This window comes from Bradyrhizobium sp. SZCCHNR1098 (assembly GCF_032489375.1).
Lineage (GTDB): Bacteria > Pseudomonadota > Alphaproteobacteria > Rhizobiales > Xanthobacteraceae > Bradyrhizobium.
In genome coordinates this window covers 552,465-579,041 of record NZ_JAUEXY010000002.1, presented here as the reverse complement: position 1 = coordinate 579,041, position 26,577 = coordinate 552,465, and the positions used below count along the sequence as shown (strand labels likewise).

Sequence of the window (26,577 nt, the reverse complement as noted above, 5' to 3'; positions counted from 1 at the left end):
AACGATAGCATAGCGGACGACAGAAGGGCATGACGCCAGCAACGATTCGGCTGACCGTGAACGGACGGGTGCACGACGTCGCCGCCGCGCCCGGCACGCCCCTGCTTCATGTGCTGCGCAACGACCTCGCCCTGAACGGTCCGAAATACGGCTGCGGCCTGGGGGAATGTGGCGCCTGCACCGTGCTGATCGACGGCCGCGCCGCCCGCTCCTGCGTCATTCCGGTGGAAGGCTGCATCGGCCGTGATGTCACCACGCTGGAAGGGCTGGGCTCGCGCGAGGCGCCCGATCCGGTGCAACAGGCCTTCATCGCCGAGCAGGCTGCGCAATGCGGCTATTGTCTCAACGGCATGATCATGACGACCAAGGCACTGCTGGCGATCAAGCCCAATCCGTCACGCGACGAGATCAAGCAGGCGCTGCGCTACAATCTCTGCCGCTGCGGCGCCCATGTCGAGATCCTCCGCGCGGCGATGCGGGCGGCCGGCCACACGCTCGAGGCGCTGGACTGATGAACGATCGCCTCACCAAGGACGAAGACATGCCTCGCGGCTGGCTGGTCGTCGAGCGTCCCATGGCCGGCAACAATGGCCGGTTCGAAACCTTCATCCGGATCACGGCGGCAGGCGAGGTCTCGGCCTTCAACGGCCATGTCGATCTCGGCACCGGCATCCGCACCGCGCTGGGACAGATCGTTGCAGAAGAGCTCGACGTCTCCTTCGCCCGCGTCGTGGTCGTGCTCGGTGACACCGCGGTCGTGCCGAACCAGGGCGCGACCATCGCCAGCGAGACAATTCAGATCACCGCCGTACCCCTGCGCAAGGCGGCGGCGCAGGCGCGCGCCTTCCTCTTGGCGCGAGCGGCCACGCAGCTCGGCCTCGACGTTCAGGATTTGACGGTCGAGGACGGGCTGATCCGCGGGCCCAACAACCGCGTCCTCAGCTATGGCGAACTGATCGGCGATGAGACGATCAGCCTCGCGCTCGCCGACGATATCATCGTCAAGTCGGTGAACGACTATCAGGTCGTCGGCCGCTCGGTGCCGCGCGTCGATCTGCCGGCGAAGGCGACCGGCGAGCTCATCTACGTACATGACGTGCGCGTGCCCGGCATGCTGCACGGCCGCGTCGTGCGCCCACCCTATGCCGGCGTCGATGCCGGACCGTTCATCGGCACCAGCCTGCTTGACGTCGACAGAGACTCGGTGCGCGGCGTCCCGGGCCTGATCGACGTCGTCGTCATCGGCGACTTCATCGGCGTCGTCGCCGAGCGCGAGGAGAACGCGATCCTGGCCGCCGAGCGCCTCGAGGTGAATTGGAAGCCGGTGCCGACCTTGCGCGATCTCGACGATGTCGAGAACGCGCTGCGGGCCAATCCGTCCGAGCCGCGACGGCTGCTCGACAAGGGCGATGTCGATGACGCCATCGCCGGCGCCGCCAAGCCGATGCGGCGGACTTATCTCTGGCCTTATCAGATGCACGGCTCGATCGGTCCGTCCTGCGCTGTCGCCGACTATCGCGACGGGCAGATCCGCATTTATTCCGGCACGCAGAATCCGCACATCCTGCGCGGCGATCTCGCCATGCTGATCGACTGTCCAGAGGATCACATCGAGCTGGTCCGGCTGGAGGCCGCCGGCTGCTATGGCCGCAACTGCGCCGACGATGTCACGGCCGATGCGCTGCTGCTGTCGCGTGCGGTCGGCCGCCCGGTGCGCGTGCAGCTGACGCGCGAGCAGGAGCATCTGTGGGAGCCCAAAGGCACCGCGCAGCTGATGGACGTCAATGGCGGCCTCAATGCCGACGGTTCGGTTGCGGCCTATGAATTCGCCACGCGCTATCCTTCGAACGGCGCGCCGACGCTGGCCTTGCTGCTCACCGGCCGCATCGCGCCGGAGCCCGCCGTGTTCGAGATGGGCGACCGCACCGCGATTCCGCCTTATGATTACGACCATATGCGCATCACAGCGCATGACATGCCGCCGATCGTGCGCGCCTCCTGGATCCGCGGCGTCTCGGCGCTGCCCAATACCTTCGCGCACGAGTCCTATATCGACGAGCTCGCTGCGGAGGCCGGCGTCGACCCGATCGAATACCGGCTGCGCTATCTGAAAGACGAGCGCGCGCGTGATCTCGTGAACGCCGTGGCCGAGCGCGCCGGCTGGACGCCGCGCCCCGTGCGGGAAGAGAAGACGCCCGAGAACGGCGTCGTCCATGGCCGCGGCTTCGCCTACGCGCTCTACGTCCACAGCAAGTTTCCCGGCTACGGCGCGGCATGGTCGGCCTGGATCGCCGATGTCGCCGTGAATACGACGACCGGCGATGTCAGCGTCACGCGGGTGATCGCAGGCCAGGACTCCGGCCTGATGATCAATCCGGACGGGGTACGCCACCAGATCGAAGGCAACGTCATCCAATCCACCAGCCGGGCGCTGATGGAGGAGATTCCCTTCACGCGCGGCAAGGTCGCGGCACGGGAATGGGGCGCCTATCCGATCATCACCTTCCCCGACGTGCCTGAGATCGACGTGCTGATGCTGCCGCGACCGGATCAGCCGCCGCTCGGCGTCGGCGAGTCCGCGTCCGTGCCGAGCGCCGCCGCGATCGCCAATGCGATCTACGACGCCACTGGCGTCCGCTTCCGCGAGCCGCCATTCACGCCGGAGCGCATCCTGAAAGGACTGCGCGGCGAGCAGGTCGACCCTGCGAAGCCACAGTCTCTTCCTGCACCCGAAAGGCCCACGGCAACATGGCTCAAGCCGTTCGCGAAACGCGGCGGCCTCATCGCCAGCGCCGTCGCGGCCTGCGCCGCGGCCATCAGCGTCGCGGCAGCCGTGCTGCCCTGGCGCGCCATCGCGCCGATCACCCGCCCCGATCCCTCGGTCTATTCCGCTGCGACGATCGCGCGCGGGGAGGCGCTCGCGGCGCTCGGCAATTGCGCGGTCTGCCACACCTCGGACGGCGGCCTGATCAATGCCGGCGGCCGTGCGCTGGAGACGCCGTTCGGCACGCTGTTCAGCACCAACATCACGCCCGACGTCGAGACCGGGATCGGCGCCTGGTCCTATCCCGCCTTCGAGCGCGCGATGCGCGAGGGCGTGCATCGCGACGGCCGGCAGCTCTATCCGGCGTTCCCCTACACGCATTTCGCACGAACCGATGATGCCGACCTGCAGGCGCTCTACGCCTACCTGATGGCACAGGCACCGGTCCGACAGCAGGCGCCGGACAACGCGCTGCGCTTCCCGTTCAACCTGCGGCCGCTGGTCGCCGGGTGGAATGCACTGTTTCACGACACGCAGCCGTTCAGGCGTGATCCAACACGATCCGAGCAGTGGAATCGCGGCTTCTATCTCGTCGAAAGCCTCGGCCATTGCAGCGCCTGTCACTCGCCGCGCAACGCGCTCGGCGCCGAGCAGCGCAACGCATATCTCGCTGGCGGCTTCGCCGAGGGCTGGGAAGCCCCAGCGCTGACCTCGCTCTCGAGTGCCCCGATCCCGTGGACCGAGGACGAGCTCTACACTTATCTCCGCTCCGGTCAGTCGCGCTTCCATGGCGTGGCCGCCGGTCCGATGGCACCGATCGTCAAGGATCTCGCGACGCTGCCCGATGCCGACATTCGGGCCATGGCGATCTATCTCGCCTCGTTCCAGACGCCCTCGCCCGCGGCAGCGAAGCTGGAGGCGATGGCCGCGGAATTGGAAGCGCGCACCAAGGTGACCTCGACGCCGTCTCCGGCGGCACGGCTCTATCTCGGCGCCTGCGCGGTCTGTCACGAGGTCGGCGGCCTGCCATTGTTCGGCAGCCGGCCCTCGCTGGCGCTGAACAGCAACCTGCACAGCGCCACACCCGACAATCTGATCCAGGTGATCCTGCACGGGATCATGAAGCCGGCCTCGTCCGACCTCGGCTACATGCCGGCGTTCAAGGAGCATCTCAGCGACGTCCAGCTCGCCGAACTCGTCGCCTATCTCCGTCAGCAATTTGCCCCGGACAAGCCGGCCTGGACGGGCGTCGACGCCGCCATCGGTCGCATCAGGTCCGCCGTGGCGCAGTGAGGCCGAGCATGCTCCTTCAGCGCCCGGCGCCCCGACCACCACCCTGACGCGCATTCGGGCACCTCCTTGCCAGTAATTTCGCCTTGCGGCAGTCGCCCTGCCGCTTCTAGAATTTGGGACTATGTTCCAAAAAATGGAACAAATGGTATCATCATGAGCGCCCTGACCAACGCCATCGACATCCTGCGCTGCTTTTCGACCGCGCGACCCGACCTCTCCTTTGCCGACGTCCAGGTCCTGACTGGCAAGCCGAAGAGCTCGACCTCACGCCTGCTCCGCTCGCTGCGCGATTGCGGCCTGCTCGAGCAGGACCCACATAGCCGACGCTACCGCCCGGGCCTGCTGACCTTCGAGCTCGGGCGGCTTCACCGGGCCCATGACGACCTGATCGCCACCGCCGAGGGCGAACTGCGCGATGTCTGCGCGCGCACTGGCCACACCGGCTACATCGCCGTGCTCGACGGCTATCAGCAGGTGGTGCTGCGGATCGTGCCCGGCTCCAATCCGCTGCGCGTCGTCAACCCGCCCGGCCAGCGCACGCCGGCAATCATCACCTCGAATGGCCGCGCCATGCTGGCGCGTCTGTCAGACCAGGAGATCCGGGCGCGCGTGCCGCTCGACTACCCGAAGGTCCCGGCCAACTCGCCGCAGAACTTCACCGAGCTGATGGCGCGGCTGAACGAGATCCGCCGGACCGGCATCTCGGACGCCGCCGACGAGGCCATCGAGGGCGTCGGCTCGCAGGGCTTTGCGCTGGCGAGCGGCGAGAGCGGTGAGCTGATCGGCATCGCCGTCTCCTATTCGGTGCAGGCGACCACCGAGATCGAGCGCGCCAACGTCCGCCGCGAGCTCGGCGCGATGGCTGCCAAGCTGCGCCGCATGACCGGCGATCCGCTCGGCCAGACCATCGAACAACTGGCCGGACTGGCCTCCTGATGACGAGCAGCAGCGCGCCGCGCGTCAACAGCATGGCGCTGTTGATCCTGCCGAGCGCGTTGCTGTTCGCGCTGTTCTTCTTCCTGCCGATCGGATTGATGGCGCTGATGAGCGTCCTGACCGGCAACCCCGTGGTCATGCTGAACGTCGCCCTCACCGCCAAACACTATGCCCGCATGGGCGATGACGGCTACTATCTCGAGGTGATCTGGACCACGATCCGGATCGGCCTCTGGACGACCCTGGCCGCGCTCGTGATCGGCTACCCGCTCGCGCATTGGATGGCGCGGATCAAGAGCCGCACCGGCCATGCGCTGCTGCTGATGGCCGTGCTGGCGCCGATGCTGACCGGCATCGTGGTGCGCACCTTCGCCTGGATGACGCTGCTGTCCGACAAGGGTGTCATCAACCAGATCCTGACCGCGCTCGGGCTGATCACCAGGCCGTTGCAGCTGATGTACAATGAGACCGGCATCATCATCGGCCTCGTCCACATCTATGTGCCTTTCATGGTGCTGACGCTGACTGGCGTGATCGGCCGCATCGACGAGCGGCTGGAGCAGGCGGCGGAGAATCTCGGCGCCAGCCCGTGGCGCGCTTTTCTCGAAATCACCCTGCCGCTCAGCCTGCCCGGCATCCTCGCCGGTTCGCTGCTCGTCTTCGCGCTCGCGATCAGCGCCTACGTCACGCCGATCCTGCTCGGCGGCTTCCAGATCATGACCCTGCCGATCCTGATCTACCAGCAGATCTCCGCGAACTTCAACGTCGGATTCGCGGCTGCGCTCGGCATGGTGCTGCTCATCATTTCGCTCTCGCTCGTTGTCGCGTATAATCACGTGCTCGGCCTCGTTTCGGGCCAGCGCGAGCTGCAATGAGGGCCAATATGACGAGCCTTGCTCCAGGATCGCGGCCGCCGCTTGCTGCGCCGATCGATCTGGCGGCCACACCTGCCCTTCGCAGCAAGACGCGGCCGCTCCGGTGGGGTCGCAGGCTCTATCTCACCGCCAATACCGGCATCCTCGCCTTCCTGCTGACGCCGATCGCGATCGTGATCGTGTTCGCGCTGAACCCCACGCCTTTCATCCAGTTTCCGCCGGTCGGCGTCTCCTTGCGCTGGTTCGAGAAGTTCTTCGCCTCGCGCGACTTCATGCACGCGCTGCTCTTCAGCATCGAAGTTGCGGCCATGACCACGGTCGCGGCCACGGTGCTTGGCGCGTCGGCCGCGCTGGCGATCGCCCGCGGCAACCTGCCAGGCTCTCGGCTGATCGTGGCGACCATGCTGTCGCCGCTGATGCTGCCCGCGATCCTGACCGGTCTTGCATTGTTCCAGTCCTACGTGCTGCTCGATGTCGGGCGTCCCTTGTGGGGCCTCGTCGCGGGCCATACGCTCGTGACGATTCCCTACGTCGTGCGCACCACGCTCGCGGTGTTGCATAATTTCGATGTCAGGCTGGAGGAAGCCGCGCAAAATCTCGGCGCCAGCCCCACCCGGGCCTTCTTCGAGATCACTCTGCCGCTGGTGAAGCCCGGCGTTCTGGCAGGCGCGATCTTTGCTTTCATCGTCTCGTTCGACCAGTTTCCGGTGTCGCTGTTCCTGGTCGCGCCGGGTAGCGAGACCTTGCCGATCACGCTGTTCAACTATCTGAAGTTCGATCTCGACGGCACCATCGGCGCGGCCTCGGTGGTCTCGATCCTGCTCGCCTTCATCGTCGTCATCGCGCTCGACCGCACCGTAGGTCTTCGCTCCTACGTCAAACTCTAAGGGAGATCCCGGACATGACCGCCTCATCGCGTCGTTTTCCTCTGAGCCGCCGCCGCCTGCTGACCGCGGCTGCGTCGCTCGGCGCCGGCGTTGTCGCTGCTCCCTATGTCGCGCGTGCGGATGAGCCCGTTCTCAACGTCACCGGCTGGGGTGGCAAATGGGGTGACGTGATGAAGGCCGAGATCGGCCCGGCCTTCGAGAGCGAGTTCAAGTGCAAGCTCAAGACCGACACCGCGCTGCCGTTCCTGCCAAAACTGCAGGCGAGCTCACGCTCGGCCCCGGTCTACGACGTGCTGCACACCAACTCCAACGAGCAGTGGGCGGCCGTGGAGATGGGTCTCGTCGAGCCCAAGGTCGACCCCAAGCTGGTTCCGAACGTTGCCGACGTCTACCCTTACGCCGTCAGCGACAAGATCGTCGGCGTCTGCATCTTCACCAGCGCCATCGGTCTCGGCATGCGCACCGACAAGGGCTATGGGAGCGTCACGTCGTGGAAAGACTACTGGGACGCGAAATTCAATGGCGCGCGCGGCGGCTATGTGATCCCAGCCAATAGCTTGGGACAGGCGTTCGTGATGATGTGCGGCGCGCTGTATGGCAAGGGCCAGACCGACCTCGACGCCGCCTATGCAGCGCTGGAGAAGCTGAAGCCGATCAAGCTGGTCGACTTCACCGGCGCGATGGAGAAGCTGATCCTGTCCGGTGAGGTCGGCCTCGGCATCCTGCATGATTCCGGCATCTATCGTTACGACGGTCAGAACCAGCCGGTCGACTTCGTCACGCCGAACGAGGGCGTGCTGTCGCTCGAGCAAGTGCTGAGCATCACGCCCGGCAGCAAGGTGAAGGAGCTCGCCAACGCCTATATCAACTACATGCTGCGCCCCGAGGTCCAAAAGCGCCTCGCCGAGACGGTGTGGTATTCGCCGGCCAACAAGAAGGTCAAGCTCGACGCCAAGTATGACGCCAAGCTGCTGACGACGCCGGAGAAGGTCAGCAAGCTGATCCAGGTCGACTGGAAGTGGTACAATGCACGAAAAGACGAGATCGACAGCCGGGTCAACCGGATCTTCCGCGCATGAGCGCTGCCATCGAGATCGCCGCGGTCAGCAAGATCTATGACGGCGGCGTACGCGCACTCGATGCGGTTGCCGTGAACATCAGGCCTGGCGAGTTCTTTTCGCTGCTCGGCCCGTCCGGCTGCGGCAAGACCACCACCCTGCGCATGATCGCCGGCTTCGACAGCCCAAGCGCCGGCGAGATCCGCCTCGACGGCGCCGACGTTACCCATGTGCCGGCGCACAAGCGCGACATGGCGATGGTGTTCCAGAACTACGCCCTGTTTCCGCACCGGACCGTGGCCGAGAACGTCGCCTTCGGCCTGCGCATGCGCAAGATCGACAAGGCGACGATTGCCGCGAAGGTGAAGGCAGCGCTGGCGATGGTTGAACTCGGAGGCCTCGAGAACCGCAGGCCGGCGCAACTGTCCGGCGGACAGCAGCAGCGCGTCGCGCTCGCCCGCGCCATCGTCATCTCGCCGCGCGTGCTGCTCTGCGACGAGCCGCTCGGCGCGCTCGACAAGAAACTGCGCCAGCAGATGCAGTTCGAACTCAAGCAGCTGCAGAAGACGCTCGGCCTCACCCTCGTGTTCGTCACCCACGACCAGGAAGAGGCGCTGGCAATGTCGGACCGTATCGCGGTCATGAACGCCGGCCGCATCGAGCAGATCGGTACCCCGGTCGAGATCTACGATCAGCCGCGAACGCGTTTCGTCGCGGATTTCATCGGCGACACCAACATTTTTCGCGGCCAGCGCGTGACCTTGGACAATGGCGTCGGCATAGCCGCCGGCAACGGTCTGGTGCTGGCCCTGGCGGACACGGTCGCAGCAGCCGAGGGCGAGGTTCTGTCGGTCGCGCTGCGGCCGGAGAAGATATCGGTGTCGCCAGCCGAGGTGGCCGATGCCAAGCGGACGGGCATGTCCGTGCGCGGCACCGTCGAGAGCTCCAATTTCCTCGGCGGCGCGGTGCTGTACCGCGTCGCCCTGGAGAGCGGACAGCACGTGCTGGCGCAACAGCCGAATTCCGGGGCTGGTCCGCTCCACGCGCCCGGTCAAACGGTCACGCTCGACTGGCGTCCGGCCGATCTCGTCATTCTCGAGGATTGATATTGTGAACGTTAGATTCTTATTCCCGCAGCAGTACCGTGCGCCGCAGTCACAGAGCACCGTCGAAGAGCTCGTGCCGTGAGCGCGGCCGGCATGGAGACGATCAGCCTCGACGACATCGAGGCGCTCGCGGTCGGCGCCTGGATCCTCGGCACCGGCGGCGGCGGCAGTCCCTATCTCGGCCTGCTCAACCTGCGCCGGCTCTATGCGGAAGGACATCGCGTGCAGATGATGTCGCCGCTCGACCTCGCAGACGACGACTGGGTCGCGGTGGTCTCCAACATGGGCGCCCCCTTGGTCGGGCAGGAACGGCTGGCCGACAGCCGCAGCATCGCGCGTGCGGTGCGCATGCAGGAGGAGATCAACGGCATCACATTTCGCGCCGTGATGTCGGTCGAGATCGGCGGCGGCAACGGCATGCAGGCGCTGATGGCGGCGGCGCATCTGAACATCCCCGTGGTCGACGCCGACTGCATGGGCCGCGCCTTTCCCGAGGCGCAGATGACGTCGGTCGCGATCGGCGACCTCAAGCCCTATCCCTGCACGCTCTACGATCCGCGCGGCATCGAGGCCGTCGTGACCAAGGTGCCGAGCTGGAAGTGGATGGAGCGCGCCAGCCGCAAGATCTGCGTCGAGATGGGCTCGATCGCCTCGACCAGCAAGGCGCCGCGCACGGGCCGCGAGGTCAAGGACTGGGGCATCCATTTCACCACCACCAAGGCCATCGCCATCGGCCGCGCGGTCGAGGCCGCCAACAGGAGCCACCACGATCCGATCGCGGCGATCCTCGATTGCGAGGGCGGGCAGCGGCTGTTCAGCGGCAAGATCGTCGACGTCGAGCGCCGCACCACCGAAGGATTTCTGCGCGGCAGCGCCGTGATCGAGGGCAGCGACGACGATCGCGGCACGCAGCTCAAGCTGTCGTTCCAGAACGAATGGATCGTGGCTTGGCGCGATGGCGAAGCCATCGCGATGTCGCCGGACCTGATCTGCGTGCTCGACAGCGTCAACGGCCACGGCATCGGCACCGAGACGGTGCGCTACGGTCAGCGCGTTACCGTGATCGCGCTGCCCGCACCGGCCGTGCTGACCAGCCCGCGCGGGCTCGAATTCGTCGGCCCGCGCGCCTTCGGCTATGACCTCGATTTCCGGTCGCTGTTTGCGACCCCTGGAGCTCCCTGAGAATGAAGCGGATTGGCATTGACGTCGGTGGCACCAACACCGACGCCGTCCTGATTGCCGACGACGAGGTCGTCCACTCCGTCAAGAGCGCAACCACCGCCGACGTCACCTCCGGCATTCTCGCCGCGCTCAAGGCGCTGCGAGAAAATCCCGCGGCGGCCGTGCCGGTCGACGCGGTCGTGATCGGCACCACGCATTTCATCAATGCGGTGGTGCAGCGGAGGCACCTGCAGAGGATCGGCGCCATCCGAATCGGGATGCCCGCCTCCGCCTCGCTGCCGCCGTTCTGCGACTGGCCGGCCGATCTCGCCGCGCTGGTCAGCGCCGAGACCTTCATGCTCGAAGGCGGCCACGATTATGATGGCCGCCCCTTCATGCCGCTCGACACGGCCGGACTGAGGGCCGCCGCGTACGCGATCAAGGCCAAGGGCCTGCGCGCGGTCGCGGTCGCCTCGTCGTTCTCGCCGCTCGACCCGAGCTGCGAAAACACTGCGCGCGAGATCCTCGCCGAGATCTGCCCCGAGGTCGCCGTCACCCTGTCGCACGACCTCGGCCGCATCGGACTGCTGGAGCGCGAGAACGCCGCCCTGCTCAATGCCGCGCTCCACGACCTCGCGGTCACGACGGTCGCCGCCTTCCGCAAGGCGATCGCGGAGTCCGGCATCGATGCGCCGCTGTTCCTGACGCAGAACGACGGCACCGTGATGCAGGCGGAGATCGCGACCGCCTTTCCGGTCATGAGCTTCGCCTCCGGCGCCACCAACTCGATGCGTGGTGCCGCGTATCTCTCCGGCCTCGACGACGCCATGGTGGTCGACGTCGGCGGCACCACCAGCGACATCGGCCAGCTGCGCCACGGTTTTCCGCGCGAGGCCAACGCCGTCGTCGAGGTCGGCGGCGTCCGCACGCTGTTCCGCATGCCCGATTTGCTCTCGATCGGGCTCGGTGGCGGCAGCCATGTCGAGCAGGATCCGGTCCGCGTCGGCCCGCTCAGCGTCGGATACCGGCTGACATCGGACGCGCTGGTATTTGGCGGCGACCGTCTGACCGCGACCGACATCGCGGTCGCGGCGGGGCTGATCGACATCGGCGACAGATCGCGCGTCGCGCATCTGCCGAAAGGCCTGATCGACGCCGCGCTCGCCGACGCCCACCGCAAGCTCGAGGGCGACATCGACCGCATGAAGACCGAGGCCGGCGACGTGCCGCTGCTCGCGGTCGGCGGCGGTGCCTTCCTGGTGCCGGAGCGCCTCGCCGGCATCTCCAACATCGTCCGCGTTGACCATGGCGACTGCGCCAATGCGGTCGGCGCCGCCATCGCCCAGGTCTCCGGCGAGGCCGACCAGGTCTTCCGCGACCTCACCCGCGACGAGGCCATCGCCGCCGCGCGCGGCATCGCCGAGGCACGCGCCGTGCAGGCCGGCGCCGACCGCGACACGCTCAAGACGGTCGACGTCGAGGACATGCCGATCGCCTACCTCCCCGGCAACGCGCTGCGCGTCCGTGTTCGCGTCGCCGGCGCCATCGCCGAGCCGACCATCGGCGCGGCGGCGTAGTCCATTGTCATCACGCCAGCTCGGCGATCCGCTCGACCCCGGCCTCCGCGCCTTGCGCCTTGGCCGCCGCCATCGAGCCGCCGAGGTCAATGCCCCGGCAGCCGTTGTCGACGACGATGGCCGCGAAGCCGAGCCGCCGCGCATCGACCGCCGAATAGTGCACGCAGAAATCGGTGGCGAGACCGACGAGAAAAACCCGCTTCAGGCCGCGCTCGCGCAGATAGCCGGCGAGGCCGGTGGGCGTGGTCTTGTCGTTCTCGAAGAACGCCGAGTAGGAATCGATCGCGGCACGAAAGCCCTTGCGGATGATGAGCTGCGCCTTGTCGGTCGCAAGATCGGCATGGAAGGCCGCGCCCGGCGAGCCTTGGATGCAATGGTCCGGCCACAAGGTCTGCGGTCCGTAGGGCATCGTGACGGACTCGAACGGCGTCTTTCCCGGGTGGCTCGAGGCGAACGAGCTGTGTCCCGCCGGGTGCCAGTCCTGGGTCAGGACGATGTGATCGAACTTCCCGCTCAGCCGGTTGATCACCGGCACCACGGCATCCCCGTCGGCCACGGCGAGCGCGCCGCCGGGGCAAAAATCGTTCTGCACATCGATGATGAGCAGCAAATCCTCGTTGGCCTTGATCTGCATTCCGGTCTGCATCCGTTTCACGCGTACTCCGTCAAGGATGGCCCCAGCCCGCGGCAATCTCAAGCCGGACCGCCGAACAATCCGCGGCAAGCCAGCCCCTCCATTTTGGAATCCCTGCCCTGCAGGATGGGCCTGGAAACACCCGCCGATTCATGGATTCTCCCGGCGGGAGAGCGTGGCCGATGCAGACTGCCGTCACACACCATTCCAAGAGCCAGCGTCTCGAGCGCTGGGCGGTCGCCACCCTGCGCGAGGCCGGCGCGATCGTCGAATGCGAACAGCACGGCTGGATGCGCGAGCGCGGCGATCCGCATGCGCTGTCTCTTGCGCTTCGCATCGCACGCGACGATCCGCCACGCGGCTTGTGTAGCTCGGAAGCGGTCGCGGCGATCGAGGACGTCCTGGCCGCGACCGGCGACACCTGCCCTGATTGTTCACGGCACGGAGAGCCGGAAGATCCGCCGCGATTCAAATAAGTGATTCCGCAGCTACCCCAAGATGCCCTAGCCTGAGGCCTCCAGCGGGAGACGCCATCATGCCGAATCATCCGGTCCCGTGGCTGCTGCGCAAGCCATGCCCGACCTGCGGTCGCGCGCTCGCGGTGCGCGAGGGCAAGGGCGGGCGCCGCGAGCTTACTTGCCCGACCTGCGATGGGCCCGATCCGCTGCACTCGCCCAAGGCGCTCCGCTGGGCGAGGGGATCGCTTCGGCCGCCGGAGCGGCCGAAGCAACATTGACGTCATTGGCGCGTAAGCTTGCGCTCGACTTTCTTCCGGCTGTTGCCGACCTTCTTGACCGCCTTCTTCACTGCGGACGCCGAGCGGCCGCCTTTCTTGGCTTCGTAGCGGACTTCGTAGTCCTGTCCACCCGCGACGCGGGCGCGATCCTGCTTGCGTCCGCGCGCGGACTTCGCGGTGGATGTCTTCTTCTTCGCTGCCATGGTGCATCTCCTTCTCAGCGCGCAACGCGCGACCCATCGAAGCGGTTCCGCCGACGAGGAAGGCCCATCGCATCGATCAGCCGACGTCGAACTTGACGCCCTGCGCCAGTGGCAGGCTGCGGCCGTAGTTCACGGTGTTGGTGGCGCGGCGCATATAGGCCTTCCATGAATCCGAACCGGACTCGCGGCCGCCGCCGGTCTCCTTCTCGCCGCCGAACGCGCCGCCGATCTCGGCGCCCGAGGGACCGATATTGACGTTGGCGATGCCGCAATCGGAGCCGCGCGAGGACACGAACAATTCGGCCTCGCGCAGATCATTGGTGAAGATCGACGACGACAGGCCCTGCGGCACGGCGTTGTGCAGCTCGATCGCGGCATCGAGATCACGATACGGCATCACGTAGAGGATCGGCGCAAAGGTCTCGCGCTCGACCGGGCCTGATTGCGCTTCGATCTCGACCAGCGCCGGCCGGACGTAATAGGCCTGCTCGAAGCCGCCGACGGCGACGCGCTCGCCGCCGAACACGCGGCCGCCGTGATCGCGCGCGGCGCTCAGCGCGTCCTGCATGGCGTCGTAGGCGCCGCGATCGATCAGCGGGCCGATCAGGGTGCCCTGCTCCAGCGGATTGCCGATCGCCACCGAGGCGTAGGCCTGCTTCAGCCGTGGCACGAGCTGGGCGTAGACGTCGGCATGCACGAACAGGCGGCGCAGGCTGGTGCAGCGCTGGCCCGCGGTACCCATCGCCGCGAACGCCACGGCGCGCAGGGTGAGATCGAGGTCGGCCGTGGGCGTGACGATCGCGGCATTGTTGCCGCCGAGCTCGAGGATGGCGCGGGCAAAGCGGCCGGCAAGGCAGGCGCCGACGACGCGGCCCATGGCGGTCGAGCCGGTCGCCGACACCAGCGGCACCCTGGCATCGTCGACCAGCATCTCGCCGACCGTGCGGCCGCCGAGCAGCAGGCCGGCAAGCCCCTCCGGCGCCTCACCGCCCTCGCGGCGATAACGTTGCAGCGCGCGCACCAGCAGCGCGTCGGTCGCGAGCGCGGTCAGCGGCGTCTTCTCCGACGGCTTCCAGACGACGCTGTTGCCGCACACCAGCGCAATCGCCGCGTTCCAGGCCCACACCGCCACCGGGAAGTTGAAGGCGGAGATCACGCCGGTGACGCCGAGGGGATGCCAGGTCTCCATCATGCGATGCTCGGCGCGCTCGGTCGCGATGGTCAGCCCATAGAGCTGGCGCGACAGGCCGACGGCGAAGTCGCAGATATCGATCATCTCTTGGACCTCGCCGAGCCCCTCGGAGACGATCTTGCCGGCCTCGATCGAGACCAGGCGACCGAGCGCAGCCTTGTGGGCGCGCAGCTCCTCGCCCAACAGCCGCACCAGCTCGCCACGCTTCGGCGCGGGCACGAGGCGCCACTGCAAGAACGCGGCATGGGCGCGCGCGATCACCGCGGTCGCATCCGCCCTGGTGTCGTCGTGCACATGGGCCAACACCTCGCCGGTCACGGGCGAACGCGCGGCGCGCGTCCCACCGCGCAGCCGATCCGGCGCAACGCCGAGCGAGGTCAGGATCTCGGCCGTTTCCGCAACGAGGGTCAGGGGCGATGCTTGGCTGGGCGACATATGCAACTCCGGATTGTCCCCCGCACCGGTGCGCGCGAGACGTCATGAATGGTCCATCATAAACGCCCCCGTGTAGATCAAATCCGGCTGCGGCGCGAGCACCCGCGCGCTGGGCAAACCGCCACTGGGCAGGTCGCTCGTCAGCGCACGGAGGCGTCCTCCCGCTCGTTCTGTTTCTCGCGCGCCGGCTGAGCCTTCTGGCGCGCAGCGGCGAGATCCCGCGACGCAACGCGCCCGGGCTGATGGGATCGATGAGCCCTCGCGAAACACGAGGGCGCAGGGAATGCCGGGAGCTGGCCGCCCCCATGGCCCGCCTGCGAAAAAAAATGCAGGCGGCAGGAACCACAGGTTCAGCCGAGACATCCCGGCATTCCCCGCGCGATGGTCTTCACGATTATATCGTGATCTCCCCGGTGTACGGCTCTTTAGCCACCGTCGCCCTCGGGATCATCGCCCGAAAGCTTGGCGCCAGCGTCGCGGCGCCAGGACCACACGACTTCTCGTCCGCCAGTTGCCGTTCGTCCGCGTGCAAGCACGCTGCGGCAGACAAGCGGCCATCGCCTCCCCGCCTCACGTGTCGTGACGATCGCGATACGCCCCTCGTGGCGAAGCAGGATGGACGCAGTAGAGCACATCTTCTGGAAAAGCGAAAGATAAATCTTCGGTGAGCGCGGGCGATGTTGGGCGCCGTGCTGACGTTGATGGCGGCGCCGTATCGGCTCGAACGGTCCGCACCGGCCAGGAGCAGCCGTCGGGGCCGACGGGCCGGACGTCACCCGCGCGTCATCAGACGATGCGTTCGGAGAGGCCACGCAGCCAACCGACGGCTCATCGCTGGAGTTTCCTTCGCATCATCACGTGCGGTATGCCCGCATCGTCGAATGCTGATCCTTCCGCGCTGTACCCCAGTCGTTCATAGAATCCGCGTGCTGTGACTTGCGCCCCGAGAACGATCTCGTCGGCACCGCGGCGAGATGCGGTCGCAGCCGCAAACTCCATCAACTCCCTCCCAACGCCCCTTTTTCGCGATGATGCCGATACCGCCATCCTGCCGATTTTCGCAGCGCGGTCATGAAGCAGGATGCGTAACGTCCCTATGACGAGGCCATCCGAAAGCGCGGCAAGATGGATGGCGCGCCTATCGTCATCGTCGACTTCAAGTTCCTCAGGGACTCCTTGCTCGACGACGAACACACGGCGTCGTAAGGCGTAAACCTCCGACATGAGCAGGTCTGTTGCTTGGACCTCGAAGATCGTACTCAATCCTGTCTCCTCGGACCGGAGCCGATGCATCCCATCGAACGCAAGCGGTAACTCTCTTTCCCTAACAATTGCACTGTCGACCTCGCCTCGTAGTTTCGGCGGCAGCGCACGAGCTCAGATGCGCCTGCGCGCTGCCAGCCGAATTTATTGTAATTGCACCAAACTCCCAAAACGATGCCTTTCCCGAACTGACGGTCGACGCGTTGTGCGTTCCAACATGTCCGTATTCACCGCCGAAGATTTGATGGCCCGAGTTTCGTCGAGTTTCGCGGAGAAGGCATGTAAGCTTCGCTATCCTCGACTCGGAGCGAACCGGACATGCTCGATCTTCACACACTCGCGCTGTTTTCCCTCGCGTGTCTGGCGCTGACCGTCACTCCGGGCCCTGACATGCTCCTGATCGCCAGCCGCAGCATCGCGCAGGGGCGGTCTGTCGGGTTTGCGACGCTGATGGGAATTCAGGCTGGGACCTATTGCCATGCGCTTGCTGCGGCCTTCGGCCTCTCCAGGCTGTTTCTACTGGTCCCCGTCGCCTATGACGCGGTTCGCTACGTGGGCGCCGCCTATCTCCTGTTTCTGGCGTGGCAGGCTTTGAGCTCGAATCGTCCGCTCGCGCCGGTCTCCGGCGAGAGCGACCGGCGCTCGACCTTGGCAGCTGTCCGGCAAGGGCTGGTGACGAACCTGCTCAATCCAAAAATGGCCCTGTTCGTTCTGGCGCTGTTCCCCCAGTTCGTCACGGCCGATGCCGGATCGGTCGGGCTCCAGATCATGACGCTCGCGACCGTGCTCAACGCTATCGGCCTCGTCGTGAATGGAGCCGTCATTGCTGTCGCGAGCCGCGTCGGCGCCAACATCTTCAGAGGTGGCCGCCTCGGCCGCTGGCCGCAATATCTGCTGGGAACGGTGTTCGGCGCGCTCGCCCTGCGGCTGGCGTTCGAGGGGAAACGTTAGTCGTCAGACATCCGCAACATTCGCTGAAGCGGGGACCCGACAGCCCCGGACGATCGTGTTGCGGAGCAGTCCGGCGCCGTCGCGGTCCTGACACCCGTCACGCCCGGTCAGCACAGAACCGAGGACGAGAACACGATTTCAGGCTCGACGAACCCGTATGCGATATGCGTTCATGATGGGGACGACAAGAGAGGGTCAGCATGACGATCGAGACTTGGCTCGCGTTTGCAGCGACGTCCATCATTCTCCTTGTGATCCCGGGGCCGACGGTTCTGCTGGTGGTCTCCTATGCGCTGGGCCAAGGATGGCGAACCGCGCTGCCGACCGCCGTCGGCGTCGCGCTGGGCGACTTCACCGCCATGACCTTGTCCATGCTGGGCGTCGGTGCGTTGCTGGCGACCTCGGCGCTGCTGTTCACCGTGCTGAAATGGATCGGCGCGGCCTATCTCGTCTGGCTCGGGATCAAGCTGTGGCAGGCCGGCGGCGCGCTGAACGCCGTGCCGCGGACCGACAGGACCTCGGCGCTGAAGATGCTCGGTCACGCCTGGATCGTCACGGCGCTGAACCCGAAGAGCATCACCTTCTTCGTCGCGTTCCTGCCGCAGTTCCTCAGTCCGAACGGCAGCTTCCTCAAGCAGATGATCGTGTTCGAATCGACCTTCGTCGTGCTCGCCTTCGCCAATGCCGTCGGCTATGCGCTGATCGCCTCGCGCGCCCGCGCGCTCGTAGGGAGCGCGACGGTGATCAGCATCTTCAACAAGGCGGGCGGCACCCTTCTGATCGGTGCGGGCGTCGCCGCCGCGGCGGCGCGGACGGCGCAGAACTGAACGGGCTGCGACCTTCGGCCGGGATTGTCGCCGGCCACATCGGATGACAACGCCCGCGAGGCGTCGTCCGAGTTTCTGCAACGCGCAGGTCAGGCTATATTGTCGCCGTCACCTGTTATCGAGCAGGCTTTGCCATGGCCGACACACACCCTTCCAGCCCCGAGCTCTGGCCGTCGATCCAGCACGAGGCCCGGCGCATCGCCGCGGCCGATCCCGTGTTCAGCCGCGCCCTGTCGGCTGCAATCCTCGACCATTCCGATCTCGGCAGTGCCGTCGCGCAGCAGATTGGCATCCGCCTCGGCAGCGGCGACGCCGCGCGCGCCCGATTTGCCGCGGTCGCGCGCGAGGCGTATGCCGTCGCGCCTGAGCTCGTCGAGGCGGCGGGTCGCGACCTCGGGGCGATCGCGGCGCAGGATCCAGCGACGACGGCGCTGCTGCCGCCGCTGCTGAACTACAAAGGCTACGTCGCGCTGCAGGCGCATCGCGTCGCGCACTGGCTCTGGAGCAACGGGCAGCCCGACCTCGCGCTCCTGATGCAGGCGGACTCGTCAACATCCCTGCAGGTGAGCATCCATCCCTCGGCGCGGCTCGGGACCGCGGTGTTTCTCGATCATGCCACCGGCATCGTCATTGGCGCCCACAGCAGCATCGGCCACGACGTCACCATTCTGCAGAACGTTACGATCGGGCGACACGACGCGCTGCCCGGCCGCGCCCCGCGGATCGGCCGCGGCGTGCTGCTCTCCTCGGGCGCGACCGTGCTCGGCGACGTCGCGATCGGTGATTTTGCCAAGATCGGCGCCGGTGCCGTCGTCACCACCGATGTGCCGTCGGGCTGCACTGCCGTGGGCGCGCCGGCGCGCCTGACGAACTGCCCGGAGCAGCCGATGGCCGTCGGCGCGTGAGGGCGGACGCGACAACCGGCCCCCCTGCCACTTCGTCTGATGTCCCGCGCGGCGCGCCGGATTGCCACCTCGACGTGAGGACTAGGCCGCGGGCTGAACCGCTGCGACGACGCGCGCCGTCAACTCCGGCACGGGACGCGCGCCATCGAGGCGCAGCACCGGACAGGGCAGCGTCGTCAGCCAAGCCTCGTGTTTCTCGCGTGTGCGGCTGACCCCGCCCCGGTCATAGCCGGCTGCCCAGGCGATGAACGCCTCGGCGTCCTGGTGGCGCGGGCCGCCCGGAGCCACTGCCTCGGCACCATAGCGCAGCGCCTCGCGCGCGCGCAGCCGCTGCAGCCGGAGATCCTGCGCGGTGGAGACGAACACCACGAGGTCGAAATGCGCGATCAGCGGATCGCCCCAGCCCTGCAGCGATCCGCTCAGGACCCACCGCGCGCGCGGCACGAACATCTCGTCCATCAGGCGCAACCGCTCCGCCGCCGCACGCATCTCGACGTAAGGCGGCTCGGTCGGTTGCCAGAAGTAGTCGTCCGTATCGTGATGCGGGATGGCGAGCGCAGAGGCCACGGCGCGGCCGAGCGTCGTGGTGCCGGAGGCGGAAGCGCCGGTGATGTGAATGCGGCAGGAATTCATGGCGAGCGACGAAGCGACAGGAGCGCGAGACCTGAGAGCGTAGCACGACGCGATGACGGCTGCATGCCGGCCTGCGCGGTACCGTATGCGCGAAAGCCGCCCATGGGCGGCTCTCGTGTCCTGATCGCGATCCGTGTTCGATCTCGTCGGCCTCTCCGAGACCGCAGGATCGATCTGAGGGTCAGGCCGCAGCGCTCGCCGGCAGGGCTCGGGCGCTCGGCTTTGCCTGCGCGAGAGGCGTCTTCCACGCCTCGATGGCGACAACGAGCGAGGTGATCGCCCAGAACACGGGATACTCGTAGCCGCCGGTGTTCCAGGTCCAGCCGAAGCCCTTCACGACCTGCAGCGCGTAGACCGCAAATAGCAGCAGCGCGGTCGCGCCGAGCGCGGCGAAGCGCGTGCAGATGCCAAGCACCAGGGCAATGCCAGCGGCCGACTCGGAGGCGGCCGCGACCGCGCCGGTCCCGGGCTGACCACGACTGCTCGGCCGCAAGGCTCTACGGCAATGTTTCGAGCTTGGCCGCGGTGACGGAGATCAGTTCACGGATCTTGTCGCATTCGGCCGCAAGCGATGCGAGAGCCGGATCCGACCTGATGCACCGGTCCAGATTGTCGACGGCGCTTCGCCAAGCCTCCAATTCGCGCCGCAGCCCTCTGATCTCGCTGGTGACCACCGCATCGGGCTGCCGCTCTGCTTTCGCGCCGATGATACGCAACGGGGCTTGCCTGCAACCGCGCGGCGGCCTGGATTGACAGGCCGCCGCGCGATCGGTGCTTCCGATCCGGCCTCAAGCCGCCGCGCGCTCGGCCAGCGCCTGAGCTTCGGCCGCGGCACGCGCCATGCTGGACGACATCTCGCTCGTGACGGTGCTCTGCTCCTCGACGGCGGCGGCCGTCGACGTCACATACTCGCTGACGTTCTGGATCGCCTGCTTGATCGAGCCGAGAGACGTGACGACGCCCCCGGAGATATTGTTGAGACTGTCGATCTCGGTCGCGATCTTGTCGGTGGCGGTCTTCGCCTGGGTGGCCAGGTTCTTGACCTCGGATGCAACGACGGCAAAGCCCCTGCCCGCTTCGCCGGCCCTGGCGGACTCGATGGTGGCATTCAGCGCCAGCAGATTGATCTGGCCGGTGATGTTGTGGATCATCTCGACGATGCCGCTCATCGACTGAGCGGCATCGGAGAGCCGCTGCGCCTGCGCGTCGGCTGCGGTGACCCGGTCCACCGCGCCCATGGCGGTCTCGCGCGACTTCGTCATCGCTTCGGAAATCTCGCGCACGGACGCGTTGAGCTCCTCTGCGCCCGCCGCCACCGATTCCATCATGGCCCGCACGCGCTCGTTGCCCATGCGAACGAAGACCTGCCGGGTGACGTCGGTCGCATATTTGACCACCTTGAACGGCTTGCCGTTGAGGTCGAGGATCGGATTGTAGGAGGCCTGGATATAGACTTCCCTGCCGCCCTTGCCGATGCGCTTGTACTCGGCCGACTGGTACTGGCCGCGGTTCAGGCTCGTCCAGAAATCGCGATAGGCAGCGCTCTCCCGCTCGGACGCTTCGACGAACATGCTGTGATGCTTGCCCTGGATCTCGGCCAGGGTGTAGCCGAGCGCGCGAAGGAAGTTGTCGTTCGCGGTGATGATCGTGCCGTCCATGTTGAACTCGATCACCGCCTGGGACTTGCCGATGGCCTCGATCTGCCCGGCGAGGTCGGCGTTCTTCAGCTTCTGCGCGGTGACATCGGTCGCGAACTTGACGACCCCGATCGGCCTGCCCGTCGCATCGAGCACCGGATTGTAGGTGGCGAGGATCCAAACTTCCTTGCCGCCCTTGCCGATGCGCTTGTATTCGCCGCCCTGGTATTCGCCGCGATTGAGCGCAGCCCAGAACTCGCGGTAGGCCGGGCTGTCGCGCAGCGCGGGTTCGACGAACATGCTGTGATGCTCGCCCTGGATCTCGTCGAGGCGGTAGCCCAGCGCATCGAGGAAGTTCTTGTTGGCACTGACGATGGTGCCGTCGAGCTTGAACTCGATCATGGCCTGCGCGCGATCGATGGCGGCAAGCTTGGAGCCGTCGGCCATGCTGCGCAGCTTCTTCTCGGTGACGTCGGTCGCGAACTTGACGACCTTCACCGGCTTGCCGGCGCTGTCGAGGACGGGATTGTAGGACGCCTCGATCCAGACTTCGCGACCGCCCTTGCCGATCCGCTTGAACTCGGCAGCCTTGAACTCGCCCTGGCGCAGTGCGGCCCAGAACTCGCGGTAGGCGGCACTGTCGCGCTCCGAAGGATCCACGAACATGCTGTGGTTCCTGCCCTGGATTTCCTGCAACTGATACCCGACCGCGTTCAGGAAGTTCTGGTTGGCGGTGATGATCGTGCCATCGAGCTGGAATTCGATCACGGCCATCGCACGACTGATTGCTGCAAGCTGCGCTTCGGCGTCCGAGCGGCTATTCGATCGAAACAACAAGGTGACCTCCAGATGATGAGTACGTTTTCAGATGATCGGCGACGGTGACGGTTGCCCATGCGACCGACGACATGTCTGCGCAAAGATTGATGCAACTTGTTCCACTCTCGTTAAAGCGCGTTGAGAAATCCGGTTTTTCCGTAGTTCTACCGTTGTGGCATGATGTCAGACATACAATGACGCCGCGCGGAAGCTGCGCTGCGGCGCCCCAACATCAAAGGTGAAGCGTACGATGCTGCATCCAGAGATCGCGGGCGGAAGGATCCGGCGATCCGCACTGACAGGGCGGACCGCCGCTCCCGTCATATTCATTTTGCAGGCGCACCCGGTCGGAAAGATTGCCGCAGCCCATCTCGTTGGCCCTTGGGCGCGTCAGGTCGGGATCGCGGCAGGCGCCGATCAGCGGATCGCCGCCGCGGGAGCGGACCTGGAACGTGCAGCAGATATCGCCCGCGTCGACGACCAAGCTGACGTCATGGTGACGGAGATGCTGGTTGGCGCCCTCGATATGGTCGCACAGCCACGAGCGGGCGGACGGCGGTGCGGATCACCCGGCGCCGTCCTGAAATGATAGATGATCAACTGGCTCCGTCCACCCGACCTGCATCGATCAGGTATTCCTCAGGAGATGTGCGCCTGCGACCAGACGTTTTCCATCTTCACCGCGTCGAGCGCGGCCGCCGGCTCATCGATGCGATACGGCTTCGACAGGATGCGGACGTCCCGCGGTGCCGGTGATGGTGTCACGCAGAGTCTGATGCTCCAATTCGGCATCGAGCTCGGCGCCGATCAGGATCACGATGGCGGAGATCCAGATCCAGGTCATGAAGCCGATGGCGGCGCCAAGCGAGCCGTAGGTCGCGTTGAAGCTGCCGAAATTGGCCGCATACCAGGAAAACAGCGCCGAGCCCGCGAGCCACAGCGCCGCCGCCAGCGCGCCGCCCCAGCTGATCCAGCGCCATCTCGGCTCCTCGCGGTCCGGCCCGTAGCGGTAGATCAGAGCCAGTCCGAGCGCGACGCAGATGAAGATGACCGGCCAGCGGCCGATCCGCAACACCAGGTCGCCGGCCTCGGACATGCCGAGATAGTTCAGCAGCACCGGGAGCACGACGACGGCTCCGATCGCGAGCAGCGCGAACAGGATCGCGCCTCCGGTGAACAGCAGCGAAATCGCGTTCAGCTTGATGAAGCCACGCCTCTCCGGCTCGCGATAGACGACGTTGAGCGTATCGAATAGCGACTTCATCGCGGCATTGGCGCTCCATAGCGAGATCGCGAGGCTGACCAGGAAAGTGATGCCGAGCGCCTGAGTGCCGTTGGCGGAGACGCGCGTCAACTGGTCGCGCGCGATGTCGATGGCGCCGCCCGGCATCACGCCCTGCAACTGCTCCAGATGTCCGGTGATCCTGGCCGGATCGGAAAACAGGCCGTAGATTGCCACCAGCGCGGCCAGCGCCGGAAAGATCGCCAGCAGGGTGTAGAATGTCATGCCTGCGGCGAGCGCAACGATTCTGTGCTCGGTGACGTTCTCGTAGACCCGGAACAAGACGTCCTTCCAGCTGCGCACGGGACTCTCCGAGGGCGAACGCGCCAACCGGCCGTGTCCATCGTCGACCCTGCTCGCGCGTCCCGTGCGCCCGGCCTGTTCGGGCCGCTGATCGAAATAGTGGATCAGGAACGCGAACCCGAGCAGAGCCAGCATCCCGCCGGTGCCAGGTGCGCGCGGGCTGCTCGCGAAAACGCTCGGGGAGTCGCGATGGGCGGCGTCTGACGTCCTGGATCGGCGAAACATGGGATCGGTCCATCACTAGCGGCGAAAAAGGCAACCGGGGCGATGGACGAATGTTCCGGCATCACGCATGACGCGCGTTGCCGAGCTCCGCGACGGTGGGGCTGCCTCAGATCTTCAAAAGGCCAACTCGGGCAAGCGCCAACATGCAGATATTTTCGTTCGTCGGTGAACGCGAAGCTGCGACGCCGACACAACAGTTAATGTTGCGCGTGAGGAACGGGCCTGCGCACCGTCGCGTTGCAACGGTACCTTTCAACGCAAGGATAAACGCATGCGCCGCCTGCTGTTTGCTTCGCTGTCTGCCACCGCCGTCCTCGCGGGCTTCGCCGCGATCTCGCCCGCCTCCGCCGCGCAGGACCGCTACTGCCTGCAAGGCAGGATCTGGGGCTATCCGGGCAACTGCCAATTCTCCACCTATCGCCAGTGCCTGGCTGCGGCCTCCGGCACCGATGCCGGCTGCGGTATCAACCCCACCTACGCCTATGCCCGGCAGCGCGGCTACGACCGACGCTATTGAGCGCGGGTCATTGCATCAGCCTCTCGCGCGGTGAACGGGCAGCGCCATCGATCGAGACATGGCTGCGATCGGAAGGTGGCTGCGATTGAAACATGGCTGGCGGCGACATCTCTGGCCGCCACGCCCCCTGGCCCTGCCCTATTGCGTCGCGCAACGGCACCATGATCCGTTAGCTGTTGCGGCAACTCCCATCTGAGGCCGGCAGCCGCGCGTCCTCTCCTCCTCCGCCGCTCCGTGCGCGGAACATTGCGCCTCGCTGTCGCTTATACGGCGACCAATGTCGAACCGGAGGAGGACCATCATGGACGGACTGATTTATCTCGTGGGGTTGATCGTGGTCATCATGGCCGTTCTGTCGTTCTTCGGCCTGCGCTGAGACGGCATCATGGCCATGGAAACCGCGCCGGTCGTCACGTCACCCGTTGCAAGCGCGACGGCCGATAGCTGGACCCTGCAATGGACGCCGGTCGTTGCAGGAGCCATCACCGCCGCTGCGGTCTCTTCGATCCTGATCGGCTTTGCCATGTCGGTCGGCCTCGGTGTCAGCTCCACCGCGCCGACGTGGCGCGACGCCTCGGTGGCGCTCTGGCTCCTGTCAGGGCTGTATCTGGTGCTGCAGGCGCTGATCAGCTTCGGCTGCGGCGGCTACATGGCGGGCCGCCTGCGCGCGCCGCACGGGCTTGCCGAAAGCGAAGAGATCGAAAAGCGCGACGGCCTGCATGGCGTCGCGGCCTGGGCGCTGGCGGTCGTGCTCGGCGTCACCCTGGCCGTGCTCGGCGCGTCCGCGGCGACACGGACCAATCCGCTGGCTGCGCCGGCGACGGCCAATGAGCCGTCGGTCCTGAGCTATGAGCTCGACCATCTGTTCCGCGCGCCGCGGCGGGCGCCCAGCCCGGATCTCGCACCCGCGCGCAGCGAAGCCGGACGCATCCTGCTCACGGCGTCGAGCCACAATGGCGTCAGCCCGGAGGATCGCGGCTATCTCGTGCAGATGGTCAGCGGCACGACCGGTCTCGCTGCTCCCGATGCCGAGCGGCGGGTGGACAGCGTGATCGCACAAGCCAAGAGCGCGATCTCGCGCACGCGCGCCGGCACCGTCATCCTGGCGTTCTCGGTTGCCACCGCGCTGCTGCTCGGCGCCGTCGCCGCCTGGGCGGCCGCGGAGAGCGGTGGCCGTCACCGCGACGGCAAGCCCGTCACCGGATGGATGCTGCACGCCAACCGCTTCAGCCGGCGGCGCGAGATGTGGCGCCGGCCGATGTCGATGCCGGAATAGAGCACGTCATGAACCGCAAGTGGCCCGGCCCATCGCCGGGCCGCTTCGCATGGCACCGCCGCCGCGAAAGAAGCGTGCAATTCAGGCGAGCCGCAGAATCATCAGGTTCGCGTCGCCGCCATAGCTGCCGGTCGGATCGGTGGCGGCGGCTGCCTTGTCGACTGCAAATCCTTGCCTCTCCCAGAATTGCGTCGAGCCGTTGACGGCGATCAGCGACAGCGACGTCAGGCCGAGCGCACGCGCGTGTCGGATCAGCTCCTCAACGATCACTGTCGCCGAGCCGCTGCCGCGGACCTCGGGCAGCAAGGCGAGATCGTGGATGTAGTAGGTCGATGCGGGCGACGGAATGCTTCCGATCAGCACGTTCAAGGCCGGCGGCCGGCCGAGCTGCCAGGGATGGCTGAGCACATAGCCGGCGATCCCGGCGCCAGCCGCGAGCAGCACGCGGCATCCATCGGGGTGGAGACGCAGGCGCTCCGCGAAAACACGCCTGTCCTCGGGATAGTTCGGGTGCAGGCGGGCCGCGATCCCATCGACATCAGCAAGATCGCCTGGCGCCATTGCACGCCAACTCATGCGGCCCGCGCCGGGCTGGTTCTCGCTCACTCGTCCTTGCTCACTTGTCGTTGCTCACTTGGCGAGCGCCAGCCAGCGCTCGCCGGCCGACAGCGCCGCCGGCCACAGCGCCTCCGTCGGCTGCCCGCGATGCAGCGCCTTGCCGACCTCACAGATCGACATGAAGGCCGCCGAGCGCGCCTCCTCCACCTCGAGCGGCTGCTCCGCGCTCGGGCTGCGGACCAGGCCCATCAGGCCGTTCAACGTCTGCAGGGCCGCTTCCGGCGGGCTCGCCTCCGCCGCCCTCAGCGCAGCCACGATCTGCTGCGCCTTTTCCGATTCGGTCATCACGTCGGTCATCGTCGCTTCGTTCGCCCGTGCCTCACGGGAGAACGCTAGCAGCCGGACGAAGGTCGGGCAATGCTTGGGCAGACGGCGCCCCAATGCCGAACGCGCAGCGCCGACGTGCTCCTCAGCTCAACCCTGCCGATGACGTTGGTGTCGATGACGCGCCGGATGTCCAAGAG

General features: G+C 66.6%; 28 protein-coding genes. 16 read left to right on the top strand and 12 right to left on the bottom strand.

Annotation, left to right across the window (positions count from 1 at the left end; all coding sequences use genetic code 11):
- The first annotated feature begins 29 nt into the window (after positions 1 to 29).
- The 9 genes from QX135_RS06910 to QX135_RS06870 all read left to right on the top strand — a co-directional run bounded on the left by QX135_RS06910 (position 30) and on the right by QX135_RS06870 (position 11,657).
- Positions 30 to 512 (top strand): (2Fe-2S)-binding protein, encoded by a 483-nt coding sequence (locus QX135_RS06910; RefSeq protein ID WP_316176790.1) that lies wholly within the window; start codon positions 30 to 32, stop codon positions 510 to 512.
- Entirely contained in the window at positions 512 to 4,057 is a 3,546-nt protein-coding gene (locus QX135_RS06905; RefSeq protein ID WP_410052008.1) for a molybdopterin cofactor-binding domain-containing protein, read from the top strand. The genes QX135_RS06910 and QX135_RS06905 overlap by 1 nt, the downstream gene beginning before the upstream one ends.
- A gap of 153 nt (positions 4,058 to 4,210) precedes the next feature.
- Positions 4,211 to 4,993, top strand: a complete 783-nt coding sequence (locus tag QX135_RS06900) for an IclR family transcriptional regulator (RefSeq protein ID WP_315740919.1) — start codon at positions 4,211 to 4,213, stop codon at positions 4,991 to 4,993.
- Complete coding sequence (locus QX135_RS06895) at positions 4,993 to 5,868, top strand: ABC transporter permease (protein ID WP_316176791.1); 876 nt, start codon at positions 4,993 to 4,995, stop codon at positions 5,866 to 5,868. The genes QX135_RS06900 and QX135_RS06895 overlap by 1 nt, the downstream gene beginning before the upstream one ends.
- 8 nt (positions 5,869 to 5,876) lie before the next feature.
- The gene (locus QX135_RS06890) at positions 5,877 to 6,755 is read left to right on the top strand and encodes an ABC transporter permease (RefSeq protein WP_315776213.1); all 879 of its coding nucleotides are present in this window, start codon (positions 5,877 to 5,879) and stop codon (positions 6,753 to 6,755) included.
- Between the two features lie 14 nt (positions 6,756 to 6,769).
- Entirely contained in the window at positions 6,770 to 7,834 is a 1,065-nt protein-coding gene (locus tag QX135_RS06885; RefSeq protein ID WP_316176792.1) for an extracellular solute-binding protein, read from the top strand.
- Positions 7,831 to 8,919: an ABC transporter ATP-binding protein gene (locus tag QX135_RS06880; protein WP_316176793.1), complete on the top strand. Its 1,089-nt coding sequence runs from the start codon at positions 7,831 to 7,833 to the stop codon at positions 8,917 to 8,919. Before QX135_RS06885 ends, QX135_RS06880 begins: the two co-directional genes overlap by 4 nt.
- Positions 8,920 to 9,012: 93 nt before the next feature.
- Positions 9,013 to 10,101, top strand: a complete 1,089-nt coding sequence (locus QX135_RS06875) for a DUF917 domain-containing protein (protein ID WP_410052013.1) — start codon at positions 9,013 to 9,015, stop codon at positions 10,099 to 10,101.
- Positions 10,102 to 10,103: 2 nt separating this feature from the next.
- Positions 10,104 to 11,657: a hydantoinase/oxoprolinase family protein gene (locus QX135_RS06870; RefSeq protein ID WP_316176795.1), complete on the top strand. Its 1,554-nt coding sequence runs from the start codon at positions 10,104 to 10,106 to the stop codon at positions 11,655 to 11,657.
- Positions 11,658 to 11,667: 10 nt separating this feature from the next.
- Here QX135_RS06870 and pncA read toward each other — a convergent pair whose 3' ends face one another.
- Complete coding sequence (gene pncA / locus QX135_RS06865; protein WP_316177266.1) at positions 11,668 to 12,303, bottom strand: bifunctional nicotinamidase/pyrazinamidase; 636 nt, start codon at positions 12,301 to 12,303, stop codon at positions 11,668 to 11,670.
- A gap of 170 nt (positions 12,304 to 12,473) precedes the next feature.
- Between pncA and QX135_RS06860 the strand changes: the two genes are divergently transcribed.
- Together QX135_RS06860 and QX135_RS06855 are read left to right on the top strand one after the other, a co-directional pair.
- A complete protein-coding gene (locus QX135_RS06860) occupies positions 12,474 to 12,767 on the top strand; it encodes a hypothetical protein (protein WP_316176796.1) in 294 nt (97 codons plus the stop codon).
- Between the two features lie 59 nt (positions 12,768 to 12,826).
- Positions 12,827 to 13,027 carry a hypothetical protein gene (locus tag QX135_RS06855; protein WP_315740927.1) on the top strand — a complete coding sequence of 67 codons (201 nt, stop codon included), beginning with the start codon at positions 12,827 to 12,829 and terminating at the stop codon, positions 13,025 to 13,027.
- Between the two features lie 2 nt (positions 13,028 to 13,029).
- Here QX135_RS06855 and QX135_RS06850 read toward each other — a convergent pair whose 3' ends face one another.
- From QX135_RS06850 to QX135_RS06840, 3 genes are all read right to left on the bottom strand, one after another.
- Positions 13,030 to 13,230: a DUF3606 domain-containing protein gene (locus tag QX135_RS06850; protein ID WP_316176797.1), complete on the bottom strand. Its 201-nt coding sequence runs from the start codon at positions 13,228 to 13,230 to the stop codon at positions 13,030 to 13,032.
- A gap of 76 nt (positions 13,231 to 13,306) precedes the next feature.
- Positions 13,307 to 14,857 carry an aldehyde dehydrogenase family protein gene (locus tag QX135_RS06845; protein WP_316176798.1) on the bottom strand — a complete coding sequence of 517 codons (1,551 nt, stop codon included), beginning with the start codon at positions 14,855 to 14,857 and terminating at the stop codon, positions 13,307 to 13,309.
- Between the two features lie 828 nt (positions 14,858 to 15,685).
- Entirely contained in the window at positions 15,686 to 16,120 is a 435-nt protein-coding gene (locus QX135_RS06840; RefSeq protein WP_316176799.1) for a GNAT family N-acetyltransferase, read from the bottom strand.
- Positions 16,121 to 16,438: 318 nt separating this feature from the next.
- On the opposite strand from QX135_RS06840, the gene QX135_RS06835 reads away from it, so the two are divergent.
- The 3 genes from QX135_RS06835 (at position 16,439) to QX135_RS06825 (ending at position 18,803) form a co-directional block, all read left to right on the top strand.
- The gene (locus QX135_RS06835) at positions 16,439 to 17,071 is read left to right on the top strand and encodes a LysE family translocator (RefSeq protein WP_316176800.1); all 633 of its coding nucleotides are present in this window, start codon (positions 16,439 to 16,441) and stop codon (positions 17,069 to 17,071) included.
- Positions 17,072 to 17,271: 200 nt separating this feature from the next.
- Positions 17,272 to 17,898: a LysE family translocator gene (locus QX135_RS06830; RefSeq protein ID WP_316176801.1), complete on the top strand. Its 627-nt coding sequence runs from the start codon at positions 17,272 to 17,274 to the stop codon at positions 17,896 to 17,898.
- A 134-nt stretch (positions 17,899 to 18,032) separates the two neighbouring features.
- Positions 18,033 to 18,803: a serine O-acetyltransferase gene (locus QX135_RS06825; RefSeq protein WP_316176802.1), complete on the top strand. Its 771-nt coding sequence runs from the start codon at positions 18,033 to 18,035 to the stop codon at positions 18,801 to 18,803.
- 81 nt (positions 18,804 to 18,884) lie between these two features.
- Here the strand turns inward: QX135_RS06825 and QX135_RS06820 are convergent, their stop codons facing one another.
- The 6 genes from QX135_RS06820 to QX135_RS06795 form a co-directional block, all read right to left on the bottom strand.
- A complete protein-coding gene (locus QX135_RS06820) occupies positions 18,885 to 19,436 on the bottom strand; it encodes a hypothetical protein (RefSeq protein ID WP_316176803.1) in 552 nt (183 codons plus the stop codon).
- Between the two features lie 181 nt (positions 19,437 to 19,617).
- The gene (locus QX135_RS06815; RefSeq protein WP_410052007.1) at positions 19,618 to 19,851 is read right to left on the bottom strand and encodes a hypothetical protein; all 234 of its coding nucleotides are present in this window, start codon (positions 19,849 to 19,851) and stop codon (positions 19,618 to 19,620) included.
- A gap of 82 nt (positions 19,852 to 19,933) precedes the next feature.
- Positions 19,934 to 20,152 (bottom strand): hypothetical protein, encoded by a 219-nt coding sequence (locus QX135_RS06810; RefSeq protein ID WP_316234000.1) that lies wholly within the window; start codon positions 20,150 to 20,152, stop codon positions 19,934 to 19,936.
- Between the two features lie 72 nt (positions 20,153 to 20,224).
- Positions 20,225 to 21,847, bottom strand: coding sequence for a PAS domain-containing methyl-accepting chemotaxis protein (locus QX135_RS06805; RefSeq protein WP_316176804.1), 1,623 nt, complete (start codon positions 21,845 to 21,847; stop codon positions 20,225 to 20,227).
- Positions 21,848 to 22,124: 277 nt separating this feature from the next.
- Complete coding sequence (locus QX135_RS06800; RefSeq protein ID WP_316176805.1) at positions 22,125 to 22,376, bottom strand: hypothetical protein; 252 nt, start codon at positions 22,374 to 22,376, stop codon at positions 22,125 to 22,127.
- 219 nt (positions 22,377 to 22,595) lie between these two features.
- On the bottom strand, positions 22,596 to 23,612 hold the full coding sequence (locus tag QX135_RS06795) for a YihY/virulence factor BrkB family protein (protein WP_316176806.1): 1,017 nt from the start codon (positions 23,610 to 23,612) through the stop codon (positions 22,596 to 22,598).
- 361 nt (positions 23,613 to 23,973) lie between these two features.
- Between QX135_RS06795 and QX135_RS06790 the strand changes: the two genes are divergently transcribed.
- Both QX135_RS06790 and QX135_RS06785 read left to right on the top strand, forming a co-directional pair.
- On the top strand, positions 23,974 to 24,219 hold the full coding sequence (locus QX135_RS06790) for a DUF3551 domain-containing protein (protein WP_315773929.1): 246 nt from the start codon (positions 23,974 to 23,976) through the stop codon (positions 24,217 to 24,219).
- Positions 24,220 to 24,604: 385 nt separating this feature from the next.
- The gene (locus QX135_RS06785; RefSeq protein WP_316176807.1) at positions 24,605 to 25,495 is read left to right on the top strand and encodes a hypothetical protein; all 891 of its coding nucleotides are present in this window, start codon (positions 24,605 to 24,607) and stop codon (positions 25,493 to 25,495) included.
- Positions 25,496 to 25,576: 81 nt separating this feature from the next.
- On the opposite strand, the gene QX135_RS06780 is transcribed toward QX135_RS06785, so the two are convergent.
- Positions 25,577 to 26,071: a GNAT family N-acetyltransferase gene (locus tag QX135_RS06780; protein WP_316176808.1), complete on the bottom strand. Its 495-nt coding sequence runs from the start codon at positions 26,069 to 26,071 to the stop codon at positions 25,577 to 25,579.
- 54 nt (positions 26,072 to 26,125) lie between these two features.
- A complete protein-coding gene (locus tag QX135_RS06775) occupies positions 26,126 to 26,398 on the bottom strand; it encodes a hypothetical protein (protein WP_315740183.1) in 273 nt (90 codons plus the stop codon).
- Between the last annotated feature and the right edge of the window lie 179 nt (positions 26,399 to 26,577).

What these genes read in the sequence shown, in the direction of transcription:
- QX135_RS06895 (WP_316176791.1), top strand. Translation starts at nt 4,993, where the DNA reads ATGACGAGCAGCAGCGCGCCGCGCGTCAACAGCATGGCGCTGTTGATC.
- QX135_RS06910 (WP_316176790.1), top strand. Translation starts at nt 30, where the DNA reads ATGACGCCAGCAACGATTCGGCTGACCGTGAACGGACGGGTGCACGAC.
- QX135_RS06870 (WP_316176795.1), top strand. Translation starts at nt 10,104, where the DNA reads ATGAAGCGGATTGGCATTGACGTCGGTGGCACCAACACCGACGCCGTC.
- QX135_RS06790 (WP_315773929.1), top strand. Translation starts at nt 23,974, where the DNA reads ATGCGCCGCCTGCTGTTTGCTTCGCTGTCTGCCACCGCCGTCCTCGCG.
- QX135_RS06855 (WP_315740927.1), top strand. Translation starts at nt 12,827, where the DNA reads ATGCCGAATCATCCGGTCCCGTGGCTGCTGCGCAAGCCATGCCCGACC.
- QX135_RS06875 (WP_410052013.1), top strand. Translation starts at nt 9,013, where the DNA reads ATGGAGACGATCAGCCTCGACGACATCGAGGCGCTCGCGGTCGGCGCC.
- QX135_RS06820 (WP_316176803.1), bottom strand. Translation starts at nt 19,436, where the DNA reads ATGAATTCCTGCCGCATTCACATCACCGGCGCTTCCGCCTCCGGCACC.
- pncA (WP_316177266.1), bottom strand. Translation starts at nt 12,303, where the DNA reads ATGCAGACCGGAATGCAGATCAAGGCCAACGAGGATTTGCTGCTCATC.
- QX135_RS06845 (WP_316176798.1), bottom strand. Translation starts at nt 14,857, where the DNA reads ATGTCGCCCAGCCAAGCATCGCCCCTGACCCTCGTTGCGGAAACGGCC.
- QX135_RS06825 (WP_316176802.1), top strand. Translation starts at nt 18,033, where the DNA reads ATGGCCGACACACACCCTTCCAGCCCCGAGCTCTGGCCGTCGATCCAG.
- QX135_RS06880 (WP_316176793.1), top strand. Translation starts at nt 7,831, where the DNA reads ATGAGCGCTGCCATCGAGATCGCCGCGGTCAGCAAGATCTATGACGGC.
- QX135_RS06785 (WP_316176807.1), top strand. Translation starts at nt 24,605, where the DNA reads ATGGCCATGGAAACCGCGCCGGTCGTCACGTCACCCGTTGCAAGCGCG.
- QX135_RS06900 (WP_315740919.1), top strand. Translation starts at nt 4,211, where the DNA reads ATGAGCGCCCTGACCAACGCCATCGACATCCTGCGCTGCTTTTCGACC.
- QX135_RS06780 (WP_316176808.1), bottom strand. Translation starts at nt 26,071, where the DNA reads ATGAGTTGGCGTGCAATGGCGCCAGGCGATCTTGCTGATGTCGATGGG.
- QX135_RS06830 (WP_316176801.1), top strand. Translation starts at nt 17,272, where the DNA reads ATGACGATCGAGACTTGGCTCGCGTTTGCAGCGACGTCCATCATTCTC.
- QX135_RS06775 (WP_315740183.1), bottom strand. Translation starts at nt 26,398, where the DNA reads ATGACCGAATCGGAAAAGGCGCAGCAGATCGTGGCTGCGCTGAGGGCG.
- QX135_RS06905 (WP_410052008.1), top strand. Translation starts at nt 512, where the DNA reads ATGAACGATCGCCTCACCAAGGACGAAGACATGCCTCGCGGCTGGCTG.
- QX135_RS06850 (WP_316176797.1), bottom strand. Translation starts at nt 13,230, where the DNA reads ATGGCAGCGAAGAAGAAGACATCCACCGCGAAGTCCGCGCGCGGACGC.
- QX135_RS06890 (WP_315776213.1), top strand. Translation starts at nt 5,877, where the DNA reads ATGACGAGCCTTGCTCCAGGATCGCGGCCGCCGCTTGCTGCGCCGATC.
- QX135_RS06860 (WP_316176796.1), top strand. Translation starts at nt 12,474, where the DNA reads ATGCAGACTGCCGTCACACACCATTCCAAGAGCCAGCGTCTCGAGCGC.
- QX135_RS06805 (WP_316176804.1), bottom strand. Translation starts at nt 21,847, where the DNA reads ATGGCCGTGATCGAATTCCAGCTCGATGGCACGATCATCACCGCCAAC.
- QX135_RS06795 (WP_316176806.1), bottom strand. Translation starts at nt 23,612, where the DNA reads ATGCTGGCTCTGCTCGGGTTCGCGTTCCTGATCCACTATTTCGATCAG.
- QX135_RS06835 (WP_316176800.1), top strand. Translation starts at nt 16,439, where the DNA reads ATGCTCGATCTTCACACACTCGCGCTGTTTTCCCTCGCGTGTCTGGCG.
- QX135_RS06885 (WP_316176792.1), top strand. Translation starts at nt 6,770, where the DNA reads ATGACCGCCTCATCGCGTCGTTTTCCTCTGAGCCGCCGCCGCCTGCTG.